At 63.2% G+C, this 25,583-nt stretch carries 26 protein-coding genes and 1 tRNA gene; 20 read left to right on the top strand and 7 right to left on the bottom strand.

The window, feature by feature from the left end:
• Positions 1 to 97: 97 nt before the first annotated feature.
• Genes shn_RS17910 through shn_RS17890 form a run of 5 tightly spaced genes read left to right on the top strand, consistent with a single transcriptional unit; the run spans position 98 to position 6,735 of the window.
• Positions 98 to 1,672, top strand: coding sequence for a cbb3-type cytochrome c oxidase subunit I (locus shn_RS17910; RefSeq protein WP_064331613.1), 1,575 nt, complete (start codon positions 98 to 100; stop codon positions 1,670 to 1,672).
• A complete protein-coding gene (locus tag shn_RS17905) occupies positions 1,669 to 2,289 on the top strand; it encodes a cbb3-type cytochrome c oxidase subunit II (RefSeq protein ID WP_064331612.1) in 621 nt (206 codons plus the stop codon). The genes shn_RS17910 and shn_RS17905 overlap by 4 nt, the downstream gene beginning before the upstream one ends.
• Complete coding sequence (locus shn_RS35095; RefSeq protein ID WP_084438131.1) at positions 2,286 to 3,533, top strand: c-type cytochrome; 1,248 nt, start codon at positions 2,286 to 2,288, stop codon at positions 3,531 to 3,533. Before shn_RS17905 ends, shn_RS35095 begins: the two co-directional genes overlap by 4 nt.
• Positions 3,530 to 4,564, top strand: a complete 1,035-nt coding sequence (locus shn_RS37080) for a c-type cytochrome (protein WP_064331611.1) — start codon at positions 3,530 to 3,532, stop codon at positions 4,562 to 4,564. Before shn_RS35095 ends, shn_RS37080 begins: the two co-directional genes overlap by 4 nt.
• Positions 4,565 to 4,569: 5 nt before the next feature.
• Positions 4,570 to 6,735 (top strand): cation-translocating P-type ATPase, encoded by a 2,166-nt coding sequence (locus shn_RS17890; protein WP_064331610.1) that lies wholly within the window; start codon positions 4,570 to 4,572, stop codon positions 6,733 to 6,735.
• Positions 6,736 to 6,760: 25 nt separating this feature from the next.
• Here shn_RS17890 and shn_RS17885 read toward each other — a convergent pair whose 3' ends face one another.
• The 3 genes from shn_RS17885 to shn_RS17875 all read right to left on the bottom strand — a co-directional run bounded on the left by shn_RS17885 (position 6,761) and on the right by shn_RS17875 (position 9,302).
• On the bottom strand, positions 6,761 to 8,212 hold the full coding sequence (locus shn_RS17885) for a bifunctional UDP-sugar hydrolase/5'-nucleotidase (RefSeq protein ID WP_064331609.1): 1,452 nt from the start codon (positions 8,210 to 8,212) through the stop codon (positions 6,761 to 6,763).
• Between the two features lie 83 nt (positions 8,213 to 8,295).
• Positions 8,296 to 8,691, bottom strand: coding sequence for a metalloregulator ArsR/SmtB family transcription factor (locus tag shn_RS17880; RefSeq protein WP_064331608.1), 396 nt, complete (start codon positions 8,689 to 8,691; stop codon positions 8,296 to 8,298).
• On the bottom strand, positions 8,688 to 9,302 hold the full coding sequence (locus shn_RS17875) for a peroxiredoxin (protein WP_064331607.1): 615 nt from the start codon (positions 9,300 to 9,302) through the stop codon (positions 8,688 to 8,690). Before shn_RS17875 ends, shn_RS17880 begins: the two co-directional genes overlap by 4 nt.
• A gap of 288 nt (positions 9,303 to 9,590) precedes the next feature.
• Between shn_RS17875 and shn_RS17870 the strand changes: the two genes are divergently transcribed.
• The 4 genes from shn_RS17870 to shn_RS17860 all read left to right on the top strand — a co-directional run bounded on the left by shn_RS17870 (position 9,591) and on the right by shn_RS17860 (position 13,362).
• On the top strand, positions 9,591 to 10,991 hold the full coding sequence (locus shn_RS17870; RefSeq protein ID WP_064331606.1) for a cytochrome ubiquinol oxidase subunit I: 1,401 nt from the start codon (positions 9,591 to 9,593) through the stop codon (positions 10,989 to 10,991).
• On the top strand, positions 10,991 to 11,989 hold the full coding sequence (cydB, locus tag shn_RS17865; RefSeq protein WP_064331605.1) for a cytochrome d ubiquinol oxidase subunit II: 999 nt from the start codon (positions 10,991 to 10,993) through the stop codon (positions 11,987 to 11,989). Before shn_RS17870 ends, cydB begins: the two co-directional genes overlap by 1 nt.
• The gene (locus shn_RS35090; protein WP_084438127.1) at positions 11,970 to 12,104 is read left to right on the top strand and encodes a DUF2474 family protein; all 135 of its coding nucleotides are present in this window, start codon (positions 11,970 to 11,972) and stop codon (positions 12,102 to 12,104) included. Before cydB ends, shn_RS35090 begins: the two co-directional genes overlap by 20 nt.
• Positions 12,105 to 12,333: 229 nt before the next feature.
• Positions 12,334 to 13,362, top strand: a complete 1,029-nt coding sequence (locus tag shn_RS17860; protein ID WP_145925957.1) for a murein L,D-transpeptidase family protein — start codon at positions 12,334 to 12,336, stop codon at positions 13,360 to 13,362.
• 188 nt (positions 13,363 to 13,550) lie between these two features.
• On the opposite strand, the gene shn_RS17855 is transcribed toward shn_RS17860, so the two are convergent.
• Positions 13,551 to 13,637 (bottom strand) — tRNA-Leu (locus tag shn_RS17855).
• Between the two features lie 360 nt (positions 13,638 to 13,997).
• On the opposite strand from shn_RS17855, the gene shn_RS17850 reads away from it, so the two are divergent.
• Positions 13,998 to 14,513 (top strand): disulfide bond formation protein B, encoded by a 516-nt coding sequence (locus shn_RS17850; RefSeq protein ID WP_064332685.1) that lies wholly within the window; start codon positions 13,998 to 14,000, stop codon positions 14,511 to 14,513.
• Between the two features lie 70 nt (positions 14,514 to 14,583).
• Here shn_RS17850 and shn_RS17845 read toward each other — a convergent pair whose 3' ends face one another.
• Together shn_RS17845 and shn_RS17840 are read right to left on the bottom strand one after the other, a co-directional pair.
• Positions 14,584 to 15,141: an HNH endonuclease gene (locus tag shn_RS17845; RefSeq protein WP_064331603.1), complete on the bottom strand. Its 558-nt coding sequence runs from the start codon at positions 15,139 to 15,141 to the stop codon at positions 14,584 to 14,586.
• Positions 15,142 to 15,246: 105 nt separating this feature from the next.
• On the bottom strand, positions 15,247 to 15,897 hold the full coding sequence (locus tag shn_RS17840) for a DNA-3-methyladenine glycosylase (protein WP_064331602.1): 651 nt from the start codon (positions 15,895 to 15,897) through the stop codon (positions 15,247 to 15,249).
• A 139-nt stretch (positions 15,898 to 16,036) separates the two neighbouring features.
• Between shn_RS17840 and gluQRS the strand changes: the two genes are divergently transcribed.
• Positions 16,037 to 16,960, top strand: coding sequence for a tRNA glutamyl-Q(34) synthetase GluQRS (gene gluQRS, locus shn_RS17835; protein ID WP_084438125.1), 924 nt, complete (start codon positions 16,037 to 16,039; stop codon positions 16,958 to 16,960).
• Here the strand turns inward: gluQRS and shn_RS17830 are convergent.
• Positions 16,907 to 17,851, bottom strand: coding sequence for a YihY/virulence factor BrkB family protein (locus shn_RS17830; protein ID WP_064331600.1), 945 nt, complete (start codon positions 17,849 to 17,851; stop codon positions 16,907 to 16,909). The genes gluQRS and shn_RS17830 overlap by 54 nt on opposite strands.
• Before the next feature lie 193 nt (positions 17,852 to 18,044).
• Between shn_RS17830 and shn_RS17825 the strand changes: the two genes are divergently transcribed.
• The 9 genes from shn_RS17825 to cysT all read left to right on the top strand — a co-directional run bounded on the left by shn_RS17825 (position 18,045) and on the right by cysT (position 25,582).
• Complete coding sequence (locus shn_RS17825; protein WP_064331599.1) at positions 18,045 to 18,893, top strand: SDR family oxidoreductase; 849 nt, start codon at positions 18,045 to 18,047, stop codon at positions 18,891 to 18,893.
• 100 nt (positions 18,894 to 18,993) lie between these two features.
• The gene (locus shn_RS17820) at positions 18,994 to 19,191 is read left to right on the top strand and encodes a twin transmembrane helix small protein (RefSeq protein WP_064331598.1); all 198 of its coding nucleotides are present in this window, start codon (positions 18,994 to 18,996) and stop codon (positions 19,189 to 19,191) included.
• Positions 19,192 to 19,198: 7 nt separating this feature from the next.
• Positions 19,199 to 19,777, top strand: coding sequence for a cob(I)yrinic acid a,c-diamide adenosyltransferase (locus shn_RS17815; RefSeq protein ID WP_064331597.1), 579 nt, complete (start codon positions 19,199 to 19,201; stop codon positions 19,775 to 19,777).
• Between the two features lie 33 nt (positions 19,778 to 19,810).
• Entirely contained in the window at positions 19,811 to 20,596 is a 786-nt protein-coding gene (locus shn_RS17810; RefSeq protein ID WP_064331596.1) for a rhomboid family intramembrane serine protease, read from the top strand.
• A gap of 183 nt (positions 20,597 to 20,779) precedes the next feature.
• Positions 20,780 to 21,529, top strand: a complete 750-nt coding sequence (locus shn_RS17805) for an electron transfer flavoprotein subunit beta/FixA family protein (RefSeq protein WP_064331595.1) — start codon at positions 20,780 to 20,782, stop codon at positions 21,527 to 21,529.
• Positions 21,530 to 21,552: 23 nt separating this feature from the next.
• Entirely contained in the window at positions 21,553 to 22,482 is a 930-nt protein-coding gene (locus shn_RS17800; protein ID WP_064329059.1) for an electron transfer flavoprotein subunit alpha/FixB family protein, read from the top strand.
• Positions 22,483 to 22,629: 147 nt separating this feature from the next.
• Positions 22,630 to 23,502: a 3-hydroxybutyryl-CoA dehydrogenase gene (locus shn_RS17795; RefSeq protein WP_064331594.1), complete on the top strand. Its 873-nt coding sequence runs from the start codon at positions 22,630 to 22,632 to the stop codon at positions 23,500 to 23,502.
• A gap of 141 nt (positions 23,503 to 23,643) precedes the next feature.
• Entirely contained in the window at positions 23,644 to 24,627 is a 984-nt protein-coding gene (cysP, locus tag shn_RS17790; protein ID WP_064331593.1) for a thiosulfate ABC transporter substrate-binding protein CysP, read from the top strand.
• Between the two features lie 133 nt (positions 24,628 to 24,760).
• A complete protein-coding gene (gene cysT, locus shn_RS17785; protein ID WP_064331592.1) occupies positions 24,761 to 25,582 on the top strand; it encodes a sulfate ABC transporter permease subunit CysT in 822 nt (273 codons plus the stop codon).
• The last annotated feature ends 1 nt before the right edge of the window (position 25,583 follow it).

Genomic DNA, 25,583 nt, shown 5'->3' with positions numbered 1-25,583 from the left:
CCGAAGAGTTTCTTAAGTTTGCCTTAAGGTTGGTTTCCGAGCGCTGAACCCTGTGTGCCTGCCGCAAGAGCCAGGACGCAAGCGGGAGGGATAGCGCATGGTGACTATGGGACTGTTGTTGGCGTTGAGCTTCGCCGTGTCGCTGCTCGCGCTCGCCTTCCTGATCTGGGCAATCAGCAACCGGCAGCTCAAGCTCGATCAGGACGACGCGAAGGTCATCTTCGCGGACGGCGACGAGGGTCACCTCGACAGTCCCGATGCCGAACATTCACCTGCCAGGCGCCATTACTTCGACGCGGCCACCTCCGGCATTGATCGCATTTCCACCATGCCCGTTACCGTGCTGCTTGTCGCGGCGACCTTCTGGCTCATCATCGGCTCGACCTTCGGCCTGATCGCCTCGCTCAAGCTGCACTGGCCTGACTGGCTTTCGGCCTATGCGCCGCTCACCTTCGGCCGTGTCCGCACCCTGCATCTCAATCTCGTCATCTACGGCTGGCTCTCGCAGATGGGCGTAGCCTCGATGATCTGGATCCTGCCACGCATCTTCCACACGCCATTGCGCGCACCCCGGCTGCCTATCATCGGCGCGATCCTCTGGAACATTGCCGTCTGTCTCGGCGCGCTCGCCATCGCCAACGGCTGGACTGACGGCGAAGAGTGGCTGGAGATCCCCTGGCAGCTCGACATGCTCCTGGCGCTGGCCGGCGTGTTCTTCGTCATCCCTCTGGTCAAGACGACGATCGCACGACAGGTGCACCACATCTACGTGTCCGGCTGGTACTTCCTCGCCGGCATTCTCTGGTTCCCCTGTCTCTTCGTCATCGCCAACATCCCCTACATCCATTCGGGTGTCGAGGAAGCCACCGTCAACTGGTGGTTTGCCCATAACGTCCTGGGACTCTGGTTGACGCCGCTCGGTGTCGGCACAGCCTACTATTTCATCCCGAAGATCATCGGGAAGCCGATCTATTCCTATTCGGTATCACTGCTTGGGTTCTGGGGCCTTGCGCTCTTTTACAGCCAGGTGGGCATCCATCATCTGATTGGCGGACCGGTGCCCACCTGGGTTGTGACCCTGTCAATCGTCCATTCGGTGATGATGTTCATCCCGGTGATCGCAGTCGCAATCAACCAGCATGTCACGGTCGCTCGCAATCTGTGGGCGTTGAAGGAATCGCTAACGCTACGCTTCATCTCCTTCGGCGCGGTCATGTACACGCTGGCATCCTTCCAGGGCTCGACCGAAGCTCTTCGTTCCATCAACACCGTCACACACTTCACCCATTACACCGTCGGCCATGCCCATCTCGGTGCCTATGCCTTCGTGACCATCGTCATGTTCGGCGCGGCCTATCACATGCTCCCGCGCATGACCGGGCGAGCATTCCAGTGGCCCGCGCTGATCAACGCACATTTCTGGCTGATCGTGGTCGGCTTCGCGATCTACTTCTTCGGGCTGTCGATCGGCGGCGTTCTCCAGGGTCTTGCCATGCTCGACGCGACCCGGCCGTTTGCAGATAGCGTCACTGTCACCATTCCCTATCTCGAGGCGCGCAGCGTTGGCGGCAGCCTGATGACGCTTGGCCACATCCTGTTCGCAATCAACGTCGCCGCGATCCTCCTTCCACGCCGGGCAGCGGCAGCCGTAAAGGTGGCGCCCGCAGAATGAACCGCTATCTTCCTCTTTCCGTTCTGGCCCTCGGCATTCTCGCTTTCGCGACCCTCATGCTCGTCATCGCGCCCGGCATCCAGATCAGCCGGCACGACATCCCGCCGGAGCTACAGCCCTATACCGAGCAACAATCGCGCGGGCGCGAGGTCTATGTCTCGCTCGGCTGCGTCTACTGTCACAGCCAGCAGCCTCGCTCGCCCGACCAGGCGCCCGACGGCGTGCGCGGCTGGGGCCGGCCGGCGATCGCCGCCGACTACACCTATGACCGCCCGCACCAGCTCGGCACGATGCGGACCGGACCGGACCTCCTCAATGTTGGCGCGCGGCTTCCCTCGCGCGACTGGCATCTGACCCATCTCTATCAGCCGCGTGCCATCTTCGACTGGAGCATCATGCCGGCCTATCCCTTCCTGTTCGAGGAGAAGAGCGCGGCCGCTCCCGGCGATGTTGTCGTCGCCCTCCCATCGGAATACGCGCCGAAATCCGGCGTCGTGATCGCCAAGCAGGAAGCGCTCGACCTGACGGCCTACCTACAATCCCTCGACCGAACCTATCCCGCGCCGGCCAACGCCCTGCGCGACGACGGCTACAACCGTCCGGAGGGTGCGCAATGACGGTAGATAAATCTCCCCGCAAGGACGAGGCCGGGCGGCCGGATGAGAATTTCGAACCCTACGAGCTTCACGGCAAGATGCCGTGGCCGCTGATCGCCATCGCCGTCGGCCTCGGGATTTGGGGCGCCGCAACGCTCTTCGATACACGCGAGGATGTCGCTGCAGCGCGCGATGAACGAATTGCGGAAAGCCGCGTGGCAACGGGCGGCGGCACAGAACCGGGCTCCGCGCTGTTCACCGCCCGCTGCTCGACATGCCACCAGGCAGATGGCATGGGCGTGCGCGGCGCCATTCCACCGCTCGCAGGCTCCGCCTTCGTCGCGCAAGGCCCCGAGCTGGTGTCGACGATCCTGCTGCGCGGCATCGACGGACCGATCCGCGTCGGCGACCACAATTACAACGGCCACATGCCGAGCTTCGCCAGCGTCCTCACCGATGTCGAGGTTGGCGAGCTCGCGACCTATGTGGCGCACCGCTTCGGCAAGTCCTCCGAGACAATCGAAGCGGGGGCCGTCGCCAAGCTGCGTGGCGATATCGCGGACAAGGGCAGCTTCAAAGGTGGGGCGGAGATCGCGTCCTCTTCCGGCCTCGCACTCGGCAGCCAGCCGCCATTCGTGGCGCAGACCGCCGTCTCGCTCAGCCCGGAGGTCTCCGCGATGATCTTCACAGGGCGCGGAGAGCAATGGGCCTGCGCGAGCTGTCACGGCGATCTCGGACAGGGCAAGGAAAACGTCCCGCGTCTTGCGGGCCTTCCCGCCGATTACGTCGTCAAGCAAATCGACGATTTCCATAGCGGACGTCGCCAGAACGAATCCATGAAGATCGTTGTGGCGTCGCTGACCGACGAAGAGAAGCGCCAGCTCGGCGAATATTATGCCGGCCTGCGCGTACCTTCGAACGCCAAGCCGGAACTCGGCGGCGATCTCGCGCGCGGCGAAGCGCTGGCGCTGCACGGCGACTGGAGCCGCAACGTGCCAGCCTGCTTCTCCTGTCACGGACCCTCGGGCTTCGGGGTCTCGCCGGAGTTTCCAGCGCTCGCCGCCCAGCACGCCTCCTACACGGCAAGCCAGCTCGCGGCCTGGGTCGGTGGACATCGCAACAATTCATCGCTCGACCTGATGGGACGGATTTCCCGAGCGCTGTCCGATGCCGATCGCAGAGCGGTCGCAGACTATCTCGCCTCGCTTCCCCCCGTGCCGGCAGGAGAAGACGCCCAGATTGCCAGGATTGGAGAACGGCCATGACGGAGCCAGAACAAAGCCCACCAGCCAAACCAGCCGATCCCCAAAAGGGGCGCGTTGCGCGAATGTGGATCCATGCGGCCGGCGCCGGCCTGATCGTTGCCGCGCTCGGCGCGCTCGCCTATGAGAGTGGCTTCATTCCAGGTCGGCAGGCGGCGCAGGATACGCAAGGTCACGCGACCGCCGACTTCTTCCAGCCTCCGACAGACGAGCAGATTCCGAACGATCAGTTCGGAGCGGCTGTCCGCCGCGGGCAGGCAATCTTCATGAACACCTCGACCAATGCCTCGCAATATGTCGGCAACGGCCTGTCCTGTTCCAACTGCCATCTCGGCGCCGGCCGCCAACCTTTCTCGGCGCCGATGTGGGCCGCCTGGGTTCAGTACCCGAAATACCGGTCCAAGAACAAACAGATCAACACCATGGAGGACCGCGTCCAGGGCTGCTTCACCTATTCGATGAACGCCCAGCATTCGGTCAAGGGCGGTCCACCGCCGCATGGCGACGACATCTATCGCGACCTTGAAAGCTACTTCTTCTGGCTCGCGACCAACGCGCCGACGAACAAGGAGCTCGAAGGAGTCGGCTTCGGCAAGGTCGCCAAGACCGAGGCCGGCTATTCCCCCGAACGCGGCGCGCAGGTCTTCGCCGCCAATTGCGCCGTCTGCCATGGCGGTGACGGGCAGGGTCAGAAGGACATCAATGGGCGCTATGTCTTCCCGCCTCTCTGGGGAGCGAATTCCTACAACTGGGGCGCGGGCATGGCACGCATCGACACTGCCGCAGCCTTCATCAAGCACAACATGCCGCTGTCGCAACCCGGACGCCTGACCGATCAGGAGGCCTGGGACGTCGCGGCCTATATCGACAGTTTCGAGCGGCCAAAGGACCCGCGCCAGAAGGGCAAGACGATCGAGGAAACACGCAAGCAATACCACGACGGCGATCAGATTTACTACGGTCAGACCGTCAACGGGGTGCTGCTCGGTGTGGGCACGCCGGATCCGGATCGCCCGGTCGGCGCCGTGGACTGAACGCTATGCGTCGCCTCGTCGGCCTCAGCGGCATGGCCTGCGGCGGGTGCGCGCGCGGGCTGGAACGCCAGATCGGTCGGCTTGAAGGGGTCACCGCCGTCGGGGTGCATCACCTCACGGCTTCGATGCTGGTCGAATGGGATGCGCAGCGGCTGTCCGTCGACGACATCGCCGAAGCTGTATCACGGGCCGGATATAGGCTGATCGATCGTCACAAGCCTGAGGAACTCTCGGCGATCCTGTCCGCCGACATAAGCCGCCTGTCTCTGCGCCTTGCCGTCGCCGTCATGTCGGGCATGTGGTCGATGGCGCTCGCTGTCGTGCTCTATGTTTCCGTTCTCGATCCGGTGGTTGCCTGGTGGATCGCTTTGGGCTCCGGCCTTCTGGCACTGCCTGTCGTTTTCTGGGCAGGAGCCGGCATTTTCTGGATGGCGTTTCGATCAATCCGCCTGCGCGCGCCCGGCATGGACCTGCTGATCGCGCTCGGCGCCGGCGGCGCCTTCGTTCTCTCCATTGTCTCGCTCGCGTCGGGCTCCTCCCATGTCTATTTCGACACGGCGACGATGCTGATCACGCTGCTGCTCATAGGGCGCCTCGTCGATCTCTTCACGCGAAGAAGCGCGATCGATGCCCTGAAGGCGCTCGAAGACACATCCGTTCGAATGGTTGTCAGGCGAACTGCGACTGGCGACGAGGCCATCCCGGCTGAAGAGATCGAGATCGGTGACAGGATCGTTGTCGACGCCGGCTCCATCATCGGCATGGACGGAGAGATTTTTGACGGGCAAAGCCTTATCAACCGCGCGGTCCTGACCGGGGAAAGCCGCGCAATCCCCGTCGAGATCGGGCATCGTGTCGAGGCGGGCTCGATAAACCTGCAACGTCGCATTCTCGTAACCGTCGATCGCGCGTTCGGCGATTGCGACCTGGATCGGATGGGCGGGGCAATCGCGCTGGAGGTTGCTCAGAAGGGTACGGCGGCGTCACAAGCCGACCAGCTCGCAGCAGCCTTGAGCTGGGCAATTCCTTGCCTCGCATTCGCCACAGTGACGGTCCTTCCAACCTCTGGCATAGCGTGGACGGAAGCGGTGGTCAGAGGTCTGACTGTACTGGCGGCCGCATGTCCTTGTGCCCTGTCGATCGCTGGCCCCCTCGCGCAGGCGCGCGCTGCAAGCATCGCGGCCAGTTGTGGGCTTCGCCTGCGCGATCCTGTTGCGTTCGAAGCGCTGGCCAATCCGGCGACTGCGATCTTTGACAAGACTGGAACGCTGACGGGCGGCCACCCGACGGTTGTCGCGGTCTCTGCAGCCGAGGGTTGGACCGAAGACGAGGTGTTGCGTCTTGCGGCCTGCGCGGAGACCGGCATCGATCATCCGCTGGCGCGTGCGATCGTCGCACGACACGGCCGCGAAGAAGGAACGGGCGGGACCCGCCTGGATCGCGGCGCCGAGGCTCTCGACCGGGATGGCCGGTCGATTACCGTCTGCAGTGTTGGGGGAGATGACGATCTGACATGGCTTGCCGTCAGCCTCGACGATGAGCCTATCGGCAAGCTCGGTCTGGCCGATGTTCAGACCGACGAAGCGCTGTCTACCGTCAATCGACTGAGCCAGATGAATATCGACGTGTGGATCGCTTCTGGGGACGCTGCAGGTCCGACGCTCAGGATCGCGGCAGCGCTTGGCATCCCGCCGCAGCAGGCTGTGTACGGCTCCTCGCCCGCTGACAAGGTCGAACTGCTGAAGGGCGTGGCTGGCCCGGTTCTATTCGTTGGAGACGGCGTCAATGACGCACCTGCGCTTGCCGCAGCCGATTGCGGCGTGTCTGTCGCCGGAGCGCATGGCGCCGCCGCACAGACGGCTGACCTGGTCATCGTCAAAGGCGGCATCGCCCAACTCATGGCGGGTATCGCCTTGTCACGCCGTATGATGGGAGTTGCGCGGCAGAATATCGGCCTGGCCATCGTCTACAATTTGATCGCCGTTCCCGTCGCGATCGCCGGCGTACTCACACCATCCATGGCCGCGCTGGCCATGCTCGCCAGCTCGTTTTCCGTGGCGGGAAATAGCCTGCGGCTTTCAAGAATGTCGACAATGCGATCGCTGGAAGAGCGCGGACCGCAGACCGAGAAGTATGAAGCGGCACGAACAAGCAAAGAAGCGATCGTGTAGCGCGTCAACGCACTGCGCTCTAGCCTCAGATCGGAATGACACGTCCCGGTGTGGCGGCGGATCGCGGGCTCTTTTTCAGATAGGCTTGCAGCGCCTCGATTGCGGAAACCTCCATCTGGCCTCGGTCGCGACCGAACCGGCTGGGCACGCCTTGGGCCGTGACGAATGCCACCTCGTAGCCTGCCTCCGGATCGAGCTTTTCCTCCCCGGCAAAGATTTGGACTATGCGGCTGCCGAAGGGGTTTTCGAGTTTGGCGAAGATCGTCAGTCCGCAGAAGCGTTTCACATAGCCGCTCATCTGGCCGAATGGATCCGCGCAGAACGTCCGATCAAGATTCTGCTCCATCATCTCGCGGATCTCTGCGCCGGTCATCGTCACCTTCGAGACGGGAGGATTGACCGGGATGATATTCCAGAGGTCGTTCATCGTGACCGTGCCCGGCGGGATCGGCGCGCCGTAGCGCCACCCGTTCGAGAAAGCGATTTTCCGTCCGGAGGTGTCGCAAAGGGCTGCCAGCAAGAAGTCGTCCATCGTGCAATCGAGGATGGTGTTGCGATGCAGCGCCATATCGAGGTGGCCGACAGCGACTGACAGATGCGCCCGCAAAGGAGCCATCACGCCTTCCACGAGCTCGGCCATCGACGGATCGGGATCGATTGTCTCATCCATGGCGACCAACTCGTGGGCCTCCATTCGGACACCATCCTTGCCGACGCTCAGGTCCAGCCGGCCGATGAAAGCGCCATGGCATCCTGACTGAATTATGATCGCACCGTTGGCCAGGACGGGTCGTTCGAGCCGGTCATGCGTATGGCCACTGAGAATAACGTCGATCCCGTCAACCAGTCCGGCGAGCTTGATGTCCTGTGGCAGGCCGAGATGGGATAGAACGACGATAAGCTCGACGCGCTCTTTCTGGCGGAGCCGACGTATCTCGCGCGGCAACTCCTTGTCGCCATTGGTGAACCGCAGGCCCTCGCTGAAATGCGGCGGCATCGTTTTGTCGACGATGGTCGCAGCGACGCCGATGACGCCGATCCTTACGCCCCCGCGTTCGATGACACGCGATGCAGCAAACGGCCTACGCCCAGTTTTCTGGTCGAAGCAGTTGATCGCCAGGACGGGATAATCGAGCCGCTTGGCAAGCGCTTTGAAGTGCGCTGGACCCCACGCGAACTCCCAATGTGCAGTCATCGCGTCGAGGGAAAGCGCGTTGGTCAATGGAACGAGGGCTTCTCCCTTGGAGGAAACGGCTGCATAGGTGCCGTGAAACGTATCGCCATTGTCGAGGGCGACGACTGCGTCAGGGCATTCCGATCGGATCTTGTTGAGATAGCCTGCGATACGCGCATAACCGCCAAGCGTTGGGAGATGCGGGGTGGCGCCGTGCCAGACCAGTTCGGGATGCGGCTCCAGATATCCGTGCGTATCGTTGACCTGTATAAGCGTGATATTGCGGCGTGCTTCTGCTGCCATTTCTAATACTCTCCTCCGACGCTGATTGTTCGGAAGAGCGCCTTGCCTGCAACCTTAAGAGCGGCTTAAGGCCAAAAGTCAGATCAACGAATTCGCGCGAAGTTGGCCGCTCCACGCACCACGCCGCTGCGCTCCGGTCGCACGTCCGGTCTGACCATGCTCATGAGCGCTCGCTCGGGGTCTCCGGCCCCGAAGACAGCCTCGATGCTGCGCACACACAGCACGACGGTATCGTCGGCGAGGCTATAGTAGACTTGCTTGGCCTGACGTCGTGTCAATACGAGCTCTGCCTTGCGAAGCTCGGCAAGCTGCTGGCTCAACGCTGGCTGGCCTATTCCTGTCGCCATGTCGATTTCGGTGACCGACTTTTCCCCCTCAAGCAGGAGGGACAGGATCATCAAACGCTGGGGCTGTGCGAACCTGCGAAGCTTATCAGCGGCGATATCCGCTTGGGGCCGCGATTGCCAAAGCGTTTTCATGCCTCCCTCCGGCAGAACCAGTCGGCTTCGTTTTGAGCCTTTTCGTCGGCGAGATGAAGCAGTGACTCACCAGGCTTCCAGTCGGCCGGCGCCAGCCTCTCACCCGAATAGGTGGCCTGCAGCGCCGCTACCATCCGCACCATCTCGTCGACCGATCGGCCGATCGTCAGGGGATAGTGCGTGATCGCCCGAATCACGCCCTCCGGGTCGATAAAATAGGTCGCCCGCACGCCGGCGCTATTCTCAGCCGCCTCGTCGATCATGCCGTAGGCACGGCCCACGAGCATCGACGGGTCTTCGATGACCGGGAAGGGAATCTCGACGGTGAAGAGTTCGCGGATCGCTCGGGTCCAGGCGAGGTGCGCGTAAAGGCTATCCACCGACAATCCCACCAGGGCACAGTCCAGCGCGACGAAACGATCGTGCGCCTTGGCCAACGCCACGAACTCTGTCGTGCAGACTGGGGTGAAATCCGCAGGGTGCGAAAAGAAGACAAGCCACCGGCCCCTGTAGTCGGAAAGCCGGAGCGCTCCTTGGGTCGAACGTGCCTCGAAGTCGGGAGCGGGGTCGCCCATCCGCAAAGCCCTGGGATACGTGGTCACATTGTCCATTCGAAAAGCGGTCTCGCAAAAGTCATTCACCCTCTATGTCGCACGGCGTTCGGGTTGACGCAAGACGCTTACATAATTACATAGTTCGAAAATAGCATAAGTGATTTGCGTGCCGTGGTAGCAAATGCTGCCGTTGTCGAGCTGGGCGCGCCCGTTCAAAGCTTTCAGAAAGCTCGACAATGAACGTGAAGCTCGGCCGCGGAGCGGAGTTTCAGTACTCGACGGGTCGGCTGTTGTTGAAGGGCGGCGCGTCGGGACCGCACCCTACTCAATCCGAGGAAAATCGCGATGCTCGACGCCCTGCTGCTCGCCAGAATCCAGTTCGCCTTTACCGTCAGCTTCCATTTCATCTTCCCGGCTTTCTCCATCGGCTTGGCGAGCTACCTCATGGTTCTGGAGGCGCTCTGGCTGAAGACCGGCAACGGGGTCTACGCTAATCTGTACCGGTACTGGCTCAAGATTTTCGCACTTGCGTTCGGGATGGGCGTCGTATCGGGGATCGTCATGTCCTACCAGTTCGGCACGAACTGGTCGGTCTTTTCCGACAAGGCCGGTCCCGTCATTGGTCCGTTGATGGCCTACGAGGTGCTGACGGCCTTCTTCCTTGAGGCCGGCTTCCTTGGCGTGATGCTCTTCGGCATCAACAAGGTCGGGCCGAGACTGCATTTCGTGGCGACCTGCATGGTCGCGCTCGGCACCTTCATTTCCGCCTTCTGGATTCTGTCGGTCAATAGTTGGATGCAGACACCGACCGGCTTCGAGATCGGCGCCAACGGCCAGTTTCTGCCCGGCCCGAGCTGGTGGGCGATCGTTTTCAATCCAAGCTTCCCCTATCGCCTCGTTCACACCGTCATCGCCGCTTACCTCACAACGGCGTTCGTGGTCGGCGCGGTCGGTGCTTGGCATCTTCTCAAAGACAAGACGAATCCGGGCGCGCGCAAAATGTTCTCCATGGCGATGTGGATGGCGGCGATTGTCGCACCGATCCAGATCTTCGCCGGCGATCTGCACGGCCTTAATACGCTTGAGCACCAGCCCGCCAAAGTGATGGCGATGGAGGGGCACTACGACAGTCATCCTGAAGGTGCGCCGCTCATCCTGTTCGGTATCCCCAACAGCGCCGAGAAGCGCGTCGACTACGCCCTTGAGATTCCGAAGGCGTCCTCCCTCATCCTAAAGCACGATCTTAATGTGCCCCTGGCCGGACTCGACACGATTCCCGAGGATCAGCATCCTCCGGTTGGCGTGGTCTTCTGGTCCTTCCGCATCATGGTCGCTCTGGGTTTCGCGATGCTGGGGCTTGGCTTTTGGAGCCTCGCCGCCCGGTATCGCAAACGCCTTTACGATTGGCCGTTGCTGCATCGCGCTGCGATCGCAATGGGGCCGAGCGGTTTCGTGGCGGTGATCGCCGGCTGGGTCACAACCGAGGTCGGGCGTCAGCCTTTCACAGTCTACGGCCTGCTGAGGACGGCGGAATCGGCGGCGCCCTTGGAGGCACCCGCTGTCGCCGCCTCATTGGTCGCGTTCATCGTCGTTTACTTCGCGGTTTTCGGCGCGGGGACCTTCTACATTCTGAAGCTAATGGCCAAACCACCGCAGCCCCACGAGACAGCCGATCCGTCGGGTGGAAAGCCTATCCGCGCCGCCGGCATCACCCCGGCAGTGGCCGTCGAAGGGAGAGCGTCGTGATGATCGATCTCACCATCATCTGGGCAGCGATCATCGCTTTTGCCGTGGCAGCCTATGTCGTCATGGACGGGTTCGATCTCGGAATCGGTATCCTGTTCCCCACGTTTCGAGTCGGCGGCGAGCGCGACCGCGCGATGAACAGCATCGCGCCGGTCTGGGACGGCAACGAGACCTGGCTAGTCCTCGGCGGCGGCGGCCTGATGGCCGCCTTCCCGCTTGCCTACGCGATCGTGCTTCCGGCCCTTTACGCTCCGCTCATCGCAATGTTGCTTGGCCTGGTGTTTCGCGGCGTCGCCTTCGAATTCCGGTGGCGTGATCCGGGCCATCGACGGTTCTGGGATATAGCCTTTTGCGGCGGGTCGGTTGTCGCCACTTTCGCTCAGGGGATCACGCTCGGCGCGCTTCTTCAAGGCATCCATGTTGAGGGCCGGGCCTATGGTGGCGGCTGGTGGGATTGGCTCACCCCGTTCACCCTTCTTACGGGTGCCAGCCTCATGGCGGGGTACGCGCTACTCGGAGCGGGGTGGTTGATCTGGAAGACTAACGGCCCAACGCAGGCCCATGCGCGCAAACATGCTCGCCTACTCACGATCGCGCTTGTCGGGGCGATCGTCGCTGTCAGCGCAGCGACACCCTTTCTCGATGCCAGCTATTACCAACGTTGGTTCGGCTGGCCGGGTGTGCTCGCGGCGGCCCAGATGCCTCTGCTCGTCACCATTGCCGCATTTATTCTCTGGCGATCGATCGACCGCGGCCGTGACTGGCTGCCGTTTGCGATGACGCTTATTCTGTTCGGTCTCTCGATGGCCGGGTTGGCGATTTCGATCTGGCCCGATGTGATCCCCGGCCGAGTTTCGATCTGGGATGCCGCCGCGCCCGAACGAAGCCAGGTCTTCATGCTGATCGGTGCGGGCCTGCTCGTCCCGGTTATCCTGGCATATACAGCCTGGGCCTATTGGGTCTTCCGAGGCAAAGTAGATGAAACCGGATACCACTGACAAGACTGTGCCAAAGCTCTGGAAACGTCTGATGTGGTTCGGAGCCATCTGGCTGGCCAGCGTCCTGATGCTGACGCTGGTCGCTTTCGTTATCCGAGCGGTTCTCAAAACCTGATGCAAACTCAGGGCGTCTACGCTGCGAACATCGGACCATTTGGCTGAAATAGTCAGATATACCGTTGGTTCAACCCGCGGGTGCTCATGCAATACGGATCGCTCGAAAACCATGATCCATCCATATCGCTATTTGCCTATCTCGCTGTCTCCTTTGCCGAGAATTCCTGCTTTAAGCTTGCGTTAAGTTTGCGATGTTGCCTCGGGCGATTGGAAACGGGGGAAGGACGTTGAAGCCCGGCAAACTGATCGCCCGCCGAAGCGCGTTGCGGACCATCGCGAACTCGGCCGCTCTGTTAGGGACGGCGGCGCTTGGGGGCTGCCAGACTGACATATTGGCAACCGCCGACACTAAGGCAATTGCTCCTGTCCCGCGCACGCTGCGAGCCAAAATGGCAACTCTGAACATGGAATTAGGATCGCCGATCCTTCTGCGCGTGTTCAAAGTAGAAGCCGAGCTCGAAGTATGGAAGGAGGATCGCAAAGGCCGCTTCGCGCTCCTAAAAATCTATCCAATCTGTAAGTGGTCAGGCGATCTAGGCCCGAAGATCAGGGAAGGCGACCGGCAGACGCCGGAGGGCTTTTATGACATCACGCCGGCGCAGATGAATCCGAACTCGGAGTACTATCTGTCGTTTAATCTCGGCTTCCCGAACGCCTTCGATCGTGTCCATGAGCGCACCGGAACCCATCTCATGGTGCATGGTGATTGCTCTTCGCAAGGCTGCTACGCGATGACCGACGCGCAAATCCTGGAAATCTTCGCACTCGGCCGGGAGTCCTTCTCCGGCGGACAGAGGTCTTTCCAAGTGCAAGCTTTCCCGTTCCGCATGACCCCCGCCAACATGGCCAGGCATCGCGGAAACCCCCACATGCCGTTCTGGCGCATGCTCAAGGAGGGCAACGATCATTTCGAGGTGACGAGCCGCCCACCTAAAGTCGATGTCTGCAACAAACGCTACGTGTTCAACGCGTTCGCGCCAGGAGACCATGCCTTTCAGTTGAAATTCGATCCATATGGTGAATGCCCGGCCTATGAAGTGCCAACGGAGATCGCTCAGGCGGTGCGGAACAAGCAGCGACGCGATGACCAGGAGTTCGAGCAACTCGTCTCGCAGGGCGTGGAAACTGCCCCGATCAAGAGCGGGCGCGATGGGGGAATGCACCCGACTTGGGTCTCAAAATTGCGCCCGCGAGAAATTATCGATGAGCACGGCAATCTAAAGCTAGTCGTTAGTAAGACCGGCTTCAGCCGATAATTCCTGGAAATCCTTCGCCTGGACTCGATGGACGTGGCGCCGAAGTTCTGGAAACACTTATGCTGCCGTACGGAAAAGCAAGTTAAGATGGATGCATGCTCCCGCAACCATCTCTCCCGGCGTCGATCACGAGTTATGATCGGCGCCGGTCCCCGAAACCACGGTGCCCGAGCGGTACACTAGGATGATGGTGCGGGCGGTCGGACTCGAACCGACATATCCGTAAGGACGGCGGATTTTGAATCCGCTGCGTCTACCAATTCCGCCACGCCCGCACTTCGCCGCCGATGTCACCCTGGGCCTTGGCTCCTAGCCTGCCCCTAGCGCCATTTCGGCGGAATTCTCACACTTCCCTTCCACACCGCCACCCCGTTGAAAATACGATGTTTTCACTTCATCGTGATTTCCTGTGAATTGGTAGACAAACCTCTTTTTGAGTCGAGCGCGTCTACCAGTTCCGCCAATGGGGCACGGCACTTGCAGCCATCGCCGTTTACACGAAGCATCCGCGGGCGGCAACCGGCAAATCCCCCTTGCGTGGACGATCACTTGTTTGTGCGGGTGATTTACAACGCCGCCTCACCTGATAGAACTCGGCGCCGTTTCGCCGGCATCCTCGCCGGCCCGATTGGATGATGCTGATGACCGCACCTCTCGACCTTTCCCGCAGGACTTCCGCAGGTCTCCTGACGCTCGGCATGGCGGCGACCGTGGGCGGGGCGCTCGGCTTCGAGCATATCGGCGGCTACATTCCCTGCGCGCTCTGCCTGTTGCAGCGCGATCCCTATTATTACGGCATTCCGGTCGCGATCGCCGCGCTGCTGTCGGCGCTTTTCGGCGGCCCGGCCTGGCTGACGCGGCTGCTGCTCGCTGTCGCAGGCATCATGATGCTCGTCGGCGCCGGCATGGGCGTCTATCATGCGGGCGTGGAGTGGGGTTTCTGGGAGGGGCCTGCGACCTGCGCGACCTCGGCGCAGGGCGTCACGCAGAATGCCGGCGATCTCCTCGCCGACCTCAACGCCAAGCACGGGCCGTCCTGCACGCAAGCGTCCTTCCGTTTCCTCGGCCTGTCCTTCGCCGGCTGGAATGTGATCGCAAGTCTCATCCTCGCCGCGATCGCCTTCTCGGGCGTGCGGTCGGCGAAAGCCTGATATCCCCGCAACCCGGTCGCAAATGCCTGTGGGTGCCGCAAAAACGCCTGGCGTTTCTGCGGTTCCGGCATCAGGGCTGCAGTTCGACGTCCCAGTAGAGATAGTCCATCCAGCTTTCGTGCAGATAGTTGGGTGGAAACAGTCGCCCGTTGTTGTGCAGATCCTGAACCGTCGGATGGTAGGGCTTCTGATGCGGGTGCATGCCCGCCTGCTTCGGCAGCTTGCTGCCTTTTCTCAAATTGCACGGGGAGCAGGCCGCGACCACGTTGCACCAGGTCGTCTCGCCGCCATGGGCGCGCGGGATGACATGGTCGAAGGTCAGGTCGTCCGGCGACCCGCAGTACTGGCATTCGAACTTGTCGCGCAGGAACACGTTGAACCGGGTGAAGGCCGGGTGGCGTGACGGCTGCACGTATGTTTTCAGGCACACGACGCTCGGCAGGCGCATCGTGAAACTCGGGGACGATACCGAATGGTCGTATTCGGCGATGATGTTTACACGGTCTAGAAACACGGCCTTGATCGCGTCCTGCCAGGACCAGAGCGACAAGGGGTAATAACTCAGCGGCCTGTAGTCAGCATTCAGTACAAGGGCTGGCAGGGCCTGTGGTGAAACAGAAATCGTCAAGGGCTTCTCCTGATCGATTCGGCATCTGCCCTTCTATATTAGGCCCGTTGTTACAGCATTGTGAAGCGGGAAAGGAAAAGCGAAAACAAGCTATTTCGCGAAGGCTCAGCCTTCGAGCACCGGGGCCGCCTCGCGTCGCATCTCCCGCGAATAATAGGCCCAGAACAGCCGGGCGGAGACGCCGCGCCAGGGCGACCAGCCCTCCGCGATCCGGTCGAGTTCCTGCGGGCTCGGGCGTACGGCAAGGCCGAGCGCATGGGCGACCGCATTCTGCAGCGCGATGTCGCCGGATGGGAAGATATCCGGATGGCCGCCGCAAAAGAGCAGGTAGACATCCGCCGTCCAGCGGCCGATGCCCTTGATGGCGGTCAGCCGGCGCGTGGCCGCCGCCGCTTCCATGCGGCAGACGGCGTCGAGGTCGAGTTCTCCGCGATCGACCACCTCGGCGGCGCGGCGCAGCGTCTCCGCCTTGGCGCGCGACAGACCCACCGTGCGACAGTCCTCGTCGGACAGGGCGAGGATGTGGTGGGGGGTGATGTCGCCGGCCGCCTCCTCGAGCCGGTGCCAGATGGCATCGGCGCTGGCGCGCGAGACCATCTGCGCGACGATGATGCCGGCAAGGCCGCGATAGCCGGGCGAAAGGCGCCGCAGCGGCACGGGGCCGGCCTTGTCGATGACGGTGAAAAGACGCGCGTCGAGCAGGGCGAGATCGACGAGACCCGCCGCGACATCCGCATCCGTCCTGATCATGTGCAACTGCATTTTCCCGAGTGGCCTCGACCCTTGCTGCCACGGCAACCCTTGCGCCTCAGGTCCCTGATTTTCCGCATGCCGTTGACGCAAAACCGCTGCGCACCTTTGCGCGACATGCTTTATTGGCGTAACGCGCCTCTTCATGCCAGAAGACCTCATGCACACCGCTTTGTCAAAAAATCGTGTCTTCCGGTTCGCGCCCAGCCCGAATGGCCTCCTGCATCTCGGTCATGCGCTTTCGGCGATGCTCAACCACGAGCTTGCCGCGGCCTGCGGCGGGCGGTTCCTGCTGCGCATGGAAGACATCGACCCCGCCCGCTCGCGACCCGAATTCGAGCAGGCGATCTATCGCGATCTCGCCTGGCTGGGCCTTGACTGGGAAAAGCCGGTGCGGCGCCAGTCGGAGCATCTTGCCTTCTACGGCGCGGCGCTGGAGCGCCTCACGGCGATGGGCGTGCTCTATCCGGGTTTCCTCAGCCGCGGAGAAGTGAAGGCGCGGGTTCTGGCGCAGGAGGCTGCAGGTGGAACCTGGCCGCGCGATCCTGACGGGGCGCCGCTCTACCCGACGGAAGAGCTCTCGCTCGACCGGGACCTGGCGCTCGGCTGGATCGCGGCGGGGCGGCAGCATGCCTGGCGGCTCGACATGGAGAAGGCGCTGGCGCTCGTGCCGGAGGTGCTCACCTGGTCGGAGGCGGGCGAGGGGCCGGACGGTGAGACGGGCGCCGTCGTGGCGCGGCCGGAGCGCTGGGGCGACGTCATCCTGTCCCGCCCGGATGCGCCGGCGAGCTACCACCTTGCCGTGGTGCTCGACGATGCGGCACAGGGCATCACCGACGTGGTGCGCGGGCAGGATCTGTTTCATGCGACGGCCTTGCACCGCCTGCTGCAAAGCCTGCTCGGCCTGCCGGCGCCTTGCTATCGTCACCATGGGCTGGTGCCGGGGCCGGACGGGCGAAAGCTTTCCAAGAGCAACGAGGATACCGGCCTTGCCGCCTACCGGGAAAGGGGCGTGTCACCTGCCGGCATTCGCGCCCTGCTCGCGGGCTATGGCTTCGTCCTCCATTGAATCCTCCTCGGGTTGCGGCTGCTTGCGCACGCCGCGGATCCGGTCGAGGATCACGTGCTTCACCCGGTACTTCATCAGCGCCGCGTTGATTTCCGCGCCGATGATGAAGATCGCCCCGACGATGTAGAGAAACACCAGCGCGATCATGATCGAGGCGAGGCCGGCATAGGTCGAGACGTAGTTGGCGAAGGTGGCGAGGTAGGAGGCGAAGGCATAGGCGCCGATGCCCCAGGCGATCAGCGTCACCAGGATGCCGGGCAGCACGTCGGCGATCTTGCGCCGGCCGGCGGGCAGCCAGAGATGGGCGATCAGGAGGCCGACGAGCAGCACCAGGACGGTGCCGAAGAGCCCCCAGCTTTCCACCCAGGAATAGACATAGGTGAGCCAGGGCAGCCAATCGCCCGTTGCCCGCACCGCAAGGGGCGCTGCCACGAGCACGATGCTGAGGATCGCCAGCGCCAGCACGCCGGCGATGACGAAGCCGAGGCTGGCAAGGCGCGTGACGTACCAGTAGCGTGTCTCGGCCACCCGGTAGGCGCGGTTGAGCGAGACGCGCAGCGCCTCCACGCCGTTCGAGGCGAAATAGGCGGCGGCGAGCACGGAGACCGTCAGCAGGCCGCCGCGCGGAATGGTGAGCACCGCCACCACCTCGCGCGAGATCGGCGCGGCGATCGATTCCGGCCAGGTATCGAAGATGAGGTGCACGGCGGTTTCGGCGAACTGGTCGGCGCCGAGGAAGGAGCCGAGCGCGGTGCCGAAGATCAGGAAGGGGAAGATGGCCAGCAGCGTCGACAGCGCGACATGGCTTGCCATCGCCCAGCCGTCGTCTTCGGAAAAGTGCCAGATCGCATCGAAGACGACCTTGTAGGCAAGGCGGATGGCGGTCGGCATCGGCAATCTCGTCCCTCGCGGCCGTCTCCGGCCGTCTCTTGCATTGTCTGCCCGGGTATAACCCCTTACATCGGGATCGGTTCAGGGGGGACCCGGATTCAATGGTCTGCCACGCGCCCGCGCATCGGGAACGACATGCGGCGCGCTGGTGGTGAATATGGGAAACACGAACGGATTTGTACAGGAAACCGCCATGCCTTCTTCAAATGCCACAACGCCGCCGAGCATCATCATCACGGGATGCTCCTCGGGCATCGGCGCCCATTGCGCCCGGGCGCTGAAGGCGGAGGGCTGGCGGGTCTTCGCGACGGTGCGCCGGCAGGAGGATCTCGCGAGCCTTGAGGCCGACGGCATCGAGGCGCTTCTGATGGATTATACGAAGCCCGACACGATCGCCGCGCTTGTCGAGACGGTGCTGGCGCGAACGGGCGGCCGGCTCGATGCGCTCTTCAACAACGGCGCCTATGGCCAGGCCGGTGCCGTCGAGGACCTGCCGGTCGAGGCGCTGCGGATGCAGTTCGAGACCAATGTCTTCGGCTGGCACGACCTGACGCGGCGGGTGATCCCCGTCATGCGCCGGCAGGGTTCTGGGCGCATCGTGCAGTGCTCGTCGATCCTCGGCATCGTGCCCTATCGCTGGCGCGGCGCCTACAATGCCTCGAAATTCGCGCTCGAGGCCCTGTCGCTGACGTTGCGCATGGAGCTTGCGGGTTCGGGCATACATGTCAGTCTCATCGAGCCGGGGCCGATCGCCTCGCGCTTCACGGCCAATGCGCTGACGCATATCGAGCGGAACATCGACCTCGAAAATTCCGTGCATGCGGACGAGTATCGCCGCCAGTTGCAGCGGCTGCGCGGCGAGGCAAAACCGGCACGCGGAAAGCTCGGTCCCGAGGCGGTGCATGCGGTGCTGCGCCACGCGCTGACGGCGAAGACGCCGCGGCCGCACTATGTCGTGACGACGCCGGCCAAGCAGGGCGTGCTCCTGAAAAAGCTGCTGCCGGCGGCGCTCTTCTACCGGATCATCGGCAGGCTCGGCTGACGCGGCGCGGCGTCGCAGGGTTTCAGCCTGCAAAAAGCGTGCACTTTGCGCGAAATGCCCTATGTGAATAGGGCTGACGGAAATCAAATCGGATCGTTGCATGTCTTCCTTCCTCACCTTCATGACCCTGCTCGTCATGGGCCTCGTCGCCATCGTGCTCGTGCGCGGTCTCGTCAACATGGCCAGGGGCGGCAGCGGCAACACGTCGAACAAGCTGATGCAGCTTCGCGTGCTCTTGCAGGCGATCGCGATCGTCCTCATCATGCTGACGCTCTGGATCACGGGCGGCGGGCGCTGAGGGGAACATGGTCAAGCTCAACAAGATCTACACGCGCACGGGCGACGACGGCACGACCGGCCTCGTCGCCGGGCCGCGCCGCAAGAAGCATGACCTGCGCGTCGAATCCTATGGCGAGGTGGACGAGGCCAATTCCTGCATCGGCCTCGTGCGCCAGCATCTTGCAGATCATCCCGAGCTCGACGCGATGCTGGTGCGCATCCAGAACGATCTCTTCGATCTCGGTGCGGACCTCGCGACGCCGGAGACCGGCAGGAAGCTCGACTACGAGCCTCTGCGCATCGCGCAGGTCCAGGTGGACCGGCTGGAGCGGGAAATCGACCTGCTCAATGCCGATCTTCAGCCGCTGCGCTCCTTCGTCCTGCCGGGTGGCGTGCCCGCTGCGGCGGCGCTGCATCTTGCACGCACCGTCGCGCGCCGAGCGGAGCGGCGCATCGTCGCCCTGCAGGATATCGAGGGCGAAGCGGTCTCGGCTGCCGCCGCGGCCTATATCAACCGGCTCTCCGATTTCCTCTTCGTTGCCGCGCGCTGGGTCAACGACAAGGGGCGTACGGACATATTGTGGGTTCCGGGCAAGAACAGGTAAGCTCGCTTCCAGACGCCTTGGGGAAGGGGATTCATGTTCATACCGCTGCACGACGCGAACGCCCTCAAATACATCAAGGTGCAGTATGTCACGATCAGCCTGATCGTGATCAATGTCGCGGTCTGGCTGGTGACCGGACTTGCCTCGACGCAGGCCTTTTCCGATGCGACGGTGGTCGGCCTCGGCTATATCCCCGCGGTCGTCTTCGATTTCGCCGACCTGGAGCCGAGCCTCGTGCTGGTGCCGGAGGATGCGACCTATATCACCTATGCGTTCCTGCACGGCGATTTCATGCATCTCGCCTCGAACATGCTGTTCCTCTGGGTGTTCGGCGACAATGTCGAGGATGCGCTCGGCCATGTCCGCTTCCTCCTTTTCTACCTGCTCTGCGCGGCGGCCGGCGCGCTGGTGCACGGCCTCGTGCAGCCGGATTCGGAGGCGCCGCTGATCGGCGCCTCGGGGGCGATCTCCGGCGTGGTGGCGGCCTATTTCCTGCTGCATCCGAAGGTGCGCGTCTGGGTGCTGGTGTTCTTCCGCATTCCCCTGCCGCTGCCGGCGGTCATTCCGCTCGCCTTCTGGATCGCCCAGCAGTTCTACATGCTGGTGGTCGACAGCGACAGCGGCGTTTCCTGGGGTGCCCATGTCGGCGGCATCCTCGCGGGCGCGCTTCTCGTGCTCGTGCTGCGGCGGCGGGGCGTGCCGCTGTTCGACCGGACGATCGTCACGCCGAAGGCGGTGCGGCATGTCGAGGCGACGCCCGTCGCCACCGAGGAGACGGCCGCGCGCCCCTCCGCGCGGCCGACCCATTGGGGACGATGAGCGTGCCGTGATGGGAAAATTGACGTGGACGTAAAGGTAATTTATAACCTGCCCGTTTTCACGCCGGGAGGGGTCGTGGCGCATTGTAATTGGGAAAAAAACGCGTATCGATGTCGCCAACCGACAATCAGGGCGCCTTTGAAAGGCGCATTTTCCCTCGCGGGCATTTGAAGGAAGGAAGCCATGAAGATCCTGGTCCCTGTAAAGCGGGTCGTAGACTACAACGTTAAGATCCGCGTGAAGGCGGACGGCTCGGGCGTCGAGCTTGCCAACGTGAAGATGTCGATGAACCCGTTCGACGAGATTTCGGTGGAAGAGGCGCTGCGGCTGAAGGAAGCCGGCAAGGCGGAGGAAGTGGTCGTGGTGTCGATCGGTCCTGCGAAGGCCGAAGAGACGCTGCGCACCGCGCTCGCCATGGGCGCCGACCGCGCCGTGCTGGTCGAGACGGACGACGCCGTCGAGCCGCTCGCCGTCGCCAAGATCCTCAAGGGCGTCGCCGAGGCTGAGCAGCCCGGCCTCGTCATCGTCGGCAAGCAGGCGATCGACGACGACAGCAACCAGACCGGTCAGATGCTGTCGGCCCTGCTCGGCTGGGCGCAGGCGACCTTCGCCTCCAAGGTCGAGATCGGCAACGGTTCGGCCCAGGTCACGCGCGAAGTCGACGGCGGTCTCCAGACGATCGACGTGAAGCTTCCGGCCGTCGTCACGACCGATCTTCGCCTCAACGAGCCGCGCTATGCCTCGCTGCCGAACATCATGAAGGCGAAGAAGAAGCCGCTCGACAAGAAGACGCCTTCCGACTTCGGCGTCGATACCGCCCCGCGCCTCAAGGTGCTGAAGACCGAGGAGCCGTCCGGCCGCAAGGCGGGCGTCAAGGTCAAGTCGGTCGCCGAGCTGGTCGAGAAGCTCAAGACCGAAGCCGGCGTGCTCTGAGAACGGAAAGGGAGAACTAAACCATGGCCATTCTTCTTCTGGCAGATCACGACAACGCACACCTTTCCGACCAGACCGCCAAGGCTCTGACGGCAGCCTCCAAGATCGGTTCCGACGTGCATGTGCTCGTCGCCGGCAGCAATGCGAAGGCTGCGGCCGAACAGGCGGCAAAGCTCTCGGGCGTATCCAAGGTGCTCGTCGCCGACGACGCCAGCCTTGCCAACAACCTCGCCGAACCGCTGGCTGCGCTCATCGTCTCGCTTTCGGGCAACTACGATGCGATCGTCTCGGCCGCCACCTCTGTCGGCAAGAACGTGCTGCCGCGCGTCGCCGCCCTTCTCGACGTGGCGCAGGTCTCGGAAATCGTCGAGGTCGTCAGCCCCGACACGTTCAAGCGTCCGATCTATGCCGGCAATGCGATCCAGACGGTGCAGTCCACCGACGCCAGGAAGGTGATCACGGTGCGCACGGCCTCCTTCGCCGCTGCCCCCGAAGGCGGCAGCGCCTCGGTGGAGACCGTTTCGGCCGCTGCCGATCCGGGCCTCTCGACCCACGTCCAGGACGCCCTGTCGTCCTCCGATCGTCCGGAGCTGACGTCCGCGAAGATCATCATCTCGGGCGGCCGTGCGCTCGGCTCGTCGGAGAAGTTCCAGGAAGTCATCCTTCCGGTTGCCGACAAGCTCGGTGCCGCCGTCGGTGCGTCGCGCGCGGCTGTCGATGCAGGCTACGCGCCGAACGACTGGCAGGTCGGGCAGACGGGCAAGGTCGTCGCGCCGCAACTCTACATCGCCTGCGGCATCTCGGGCGCGATCCAGCACCTTGCCGGCATGAAGGACTCCAAGGTGATCGTCGCGATCAACAAGGACGAGGAGGCGCCGATCTTCCAGGTCGCCGACTACGGCCTCGTCGCAGACCTCTTCGAGGCCCTCCCGGAACTCGAAAAGGCGCTTTGAGCCGGCTTTGGCCTGGTTTTTGCGACGATGATTTCACTGGAAAAATGCGTCGCGGCGCTTTATCACTTCACCGGGCCGGCTCGACCGGCCCGGTGTTTTTCTGCCTGCGCGTAGGGGCGCAGACGCTGTGATGGGGCGATTGGCGCTATGATCAAGAACGTCGGTATTGTCGGTGCGGGCCAGATGGGATGCGGGATCGCGCACGTCTCTGCCATGGCCGGATACAAGGTCCATATCTACGACCTGTCGCCGGAGCGCATCGAGACCGGGCTCGCCACGATCAACGGCAACCTCGCCCGCCAGGTTTCCTCCGGCAAGATGACCGACGAGGAGCGCAAGAGCGCGCTCGCCCTGATCAAGGGCTCCGCCGACATCAACGACCTCTCCGACGCCGATCTCGTCATCGAGGCGGCGACCGAGGACGAGACCGTCAAGCGCAAGATCTACGGCCAGGTCTGTTCCGTGCTGAAGCCGGAAGCGATCCTTGCGACCAACACGTCCTCGCTGTCGATCACGCGGCTCGCCTCCGCCACCGACCGGCCGGAGCGCTTCATGGGCATCCACTTCATGAACCCGGTCCCGGTCATGAAGTTGGTCGAGCTCGTGCGCGGCATCGCGACCGAGGAAGGCACATTCGCCGCCGCCAAGGAATTCGTCGCCAAGCTCGACAAGACGATCACCGTCGCGGAGGATTTCCCGGCCTTCATCGTCAACCGCATCCTGCTGCCGATGATCAACGAGGCGATCTACACGCTCTATGAGGGCGTCGGCTCGGTGGAGGCCATCGATACCGCCATGAAGCTCGGCGCCAACCATCCGATGGGCCCGCTGCAGCTCGCCGATTTCATCGGCCTCGATACCTGCCTGTCGATCATGCAGGTCCTGCATGACGGGCTCGCCGACTCGAAATATCGTCCGTGCCCGCTGCTGGTGAAGTATGTCGAGGCCGGCTGGCTCGGCCGCAAGTCCGGCCGCGGCTTCTACGATTATCGCGGCGACGTCCCCGTCCCGACGCGCTGAGCAGCGGGACATTCCCCGAGCCCGGCCTTTCAGGGAAAAATGTTTCGCCTGCCGCAGGCGCCGCGGCAGGCCATGCCTCGGATCGGGACCGGCCGGTCGCTATTGTCTGCCCGAATTCAGGTTCCATTCGGGGTTTTTCAGATGAAACGTTTGCTCCTTCTCGGCGTGGCTCTCCTCGGCCTCGCCGCTCCGTTCTCCGCGCAGGCCGCCGACAAGCTGCTCAACGCCTCCTATGACGTGGCGCGCGAGCTTTTCGCCGCCGAGAACGAGGCCTTCGTGAAGGCGCATCCGGGCGTCACCGTCGACCAGTCGCATGGCGGCACCTCCAAGCAGGCGCGCGCCATCGTCGAGGGTCTCGAGGCCGACGTGGTCACCTTCAACCAGGTGACGGACATCGACTTCCTCGTGAAGAACGGCTTCGTCGCGGAAGACTGGCAGCAGAAGTTCCCGAACGGCGCCTCGCCCTTCTACTCCTTCCCGTCCTTCCTCGTTCGCGCCGGCAATCCGAAGAACATCAAGGACTGGTCCGACCTTGCCCGTGACGACGTGAAGGTCATCTTCCCGAACCCGAAGACCTCGGGCAACGCGCGCTACACCTATCTCGCCGCGACCGCCTATGCCAAGGAAGCCTTCGACAACGACCCGGTCAAGGTCGAGGCATTCGTCACCAAGATCTTCGACAACGTGCCGGTCTTCGACACGGGCGGGCGCGCGGCGACGACGACCTTCGTCGAGCGCGAGATCGGCGACGTCATCATCACCTTCGAGGCGGAGACCAAGTCGATCGCCAAGCAGTATGGCGAGGACAAGTTCGAGAACATCGTGCCCTCCGTCTCGCTGCTCGCCGAATTCCCGGTCGCCATCGTCGACAAGGTGGCGGATGCCAAGGGCAGCCGGGATCTTGCAAAGTCCTATCTCGACTTCCTCTATGCGCCGGAAGGCCAGAAGATCGCCGCCGAATTTGGCCACCGCGTCCTTGACGAGACGGTCGCCGCCGAGTTCAAGGACCAGTTCCCGCAGATCCGCCTCGTGAATGTCGACGATGTCTTCGGCGGCTGGAAGAAAATCTCCGAAGAGCACTTCGCCGAAGGCGGCACGCTGGACAAGATCTACGGCAGCCGCTGATCCATCGACCTTCGATTTATCGCAACCGGCGGCCGCAAGTCCGCCGGTTGTGGCATGAAAGGTGTCCGCGCTGTTCCCGGTGGAAACAGCGTTTCACGCTTTTCATGACATTGCTTGAGAAAGGAAGCGCCTCTTGAGACGGCGTGTACTGCCCGGATTGCCGCTCGCGCTCGGCATCACCCTCGTCTATGTGGCGATCATCGTCGTGCTGCCGCTGGCCGCGCTCGTCTTCAAGGCGGCGAGCCTCGGGCCGGAGGATTACTGGCGCATCGTCTCGTCGGACCGCGCCGTCGCCAGTTACCGCGTCACGGTGCTCTGCGCGCTGGCGGCCACCGCGTTCAATCTCGTCTTCGGCCTGTCGCTCGCCTGGGTTCTGGTGCGCTACCGCTTTCCCGGCCGCCGGCTGGTCGATGCGCTTGTCGATCTGCCCTTCGCGCTGCCGACGGCCGTCGCAGGCATCGCGCTCACCACGCTTTTCGCCACCAACGGCTGGTTCGGCGGGCCGCTTTCGCTTCTCGGCATCAAGGTCGCCTATACGCCGCTCGGCATCATGGTCGCCATGAGCTTCACCAGCATCCCCTTCATCGTGCGCACGGTGCAGCCGGTGCTGGAAGAGCTGGATCCGGCGCTGGAAGAGGCGGGGCAGACGCTGGGGGCGAGCGACCTGTCGATCTTCACCGGCGTCATCCTGCCGCTCCTGGCGCCGGCGCTTCTGGCCGGGGTCTCGCTCTCCTTCGCCCGCAGCCTCGGCGAGTTCGGCGCCATCATCTTCATCGCCGGCAACCAGCCGTTCTCCACGGAGATCACGGCGCTGCTCGCCTTCATCCGGCTGGAGGAATACGACTACCCGGCCTCCGCCGCGATCGCCTCCGTCATGCTGCTGACGGCCTTCGTCATGCTGGCGGTCACCAATCTCATGCAGGCCCGGGCCCTGCGCTACACGGCAAGGGGCTGAG

It is taken from the genome of Shinella sp. HZN7 (genome assembly GCF_001652565.1).
Taxonomy (GTDB): domain Bacteria; phylum Pseudomonadota; class Alphaproteobacteria; order Rhizobiales; family Rhizobiaceae; genus Shinella; species Shinella granuli.
Note: the sequence above shows the minus strand (reverse complement) of the source record. Positions and strands in the feature narration are given on the sequence as shown.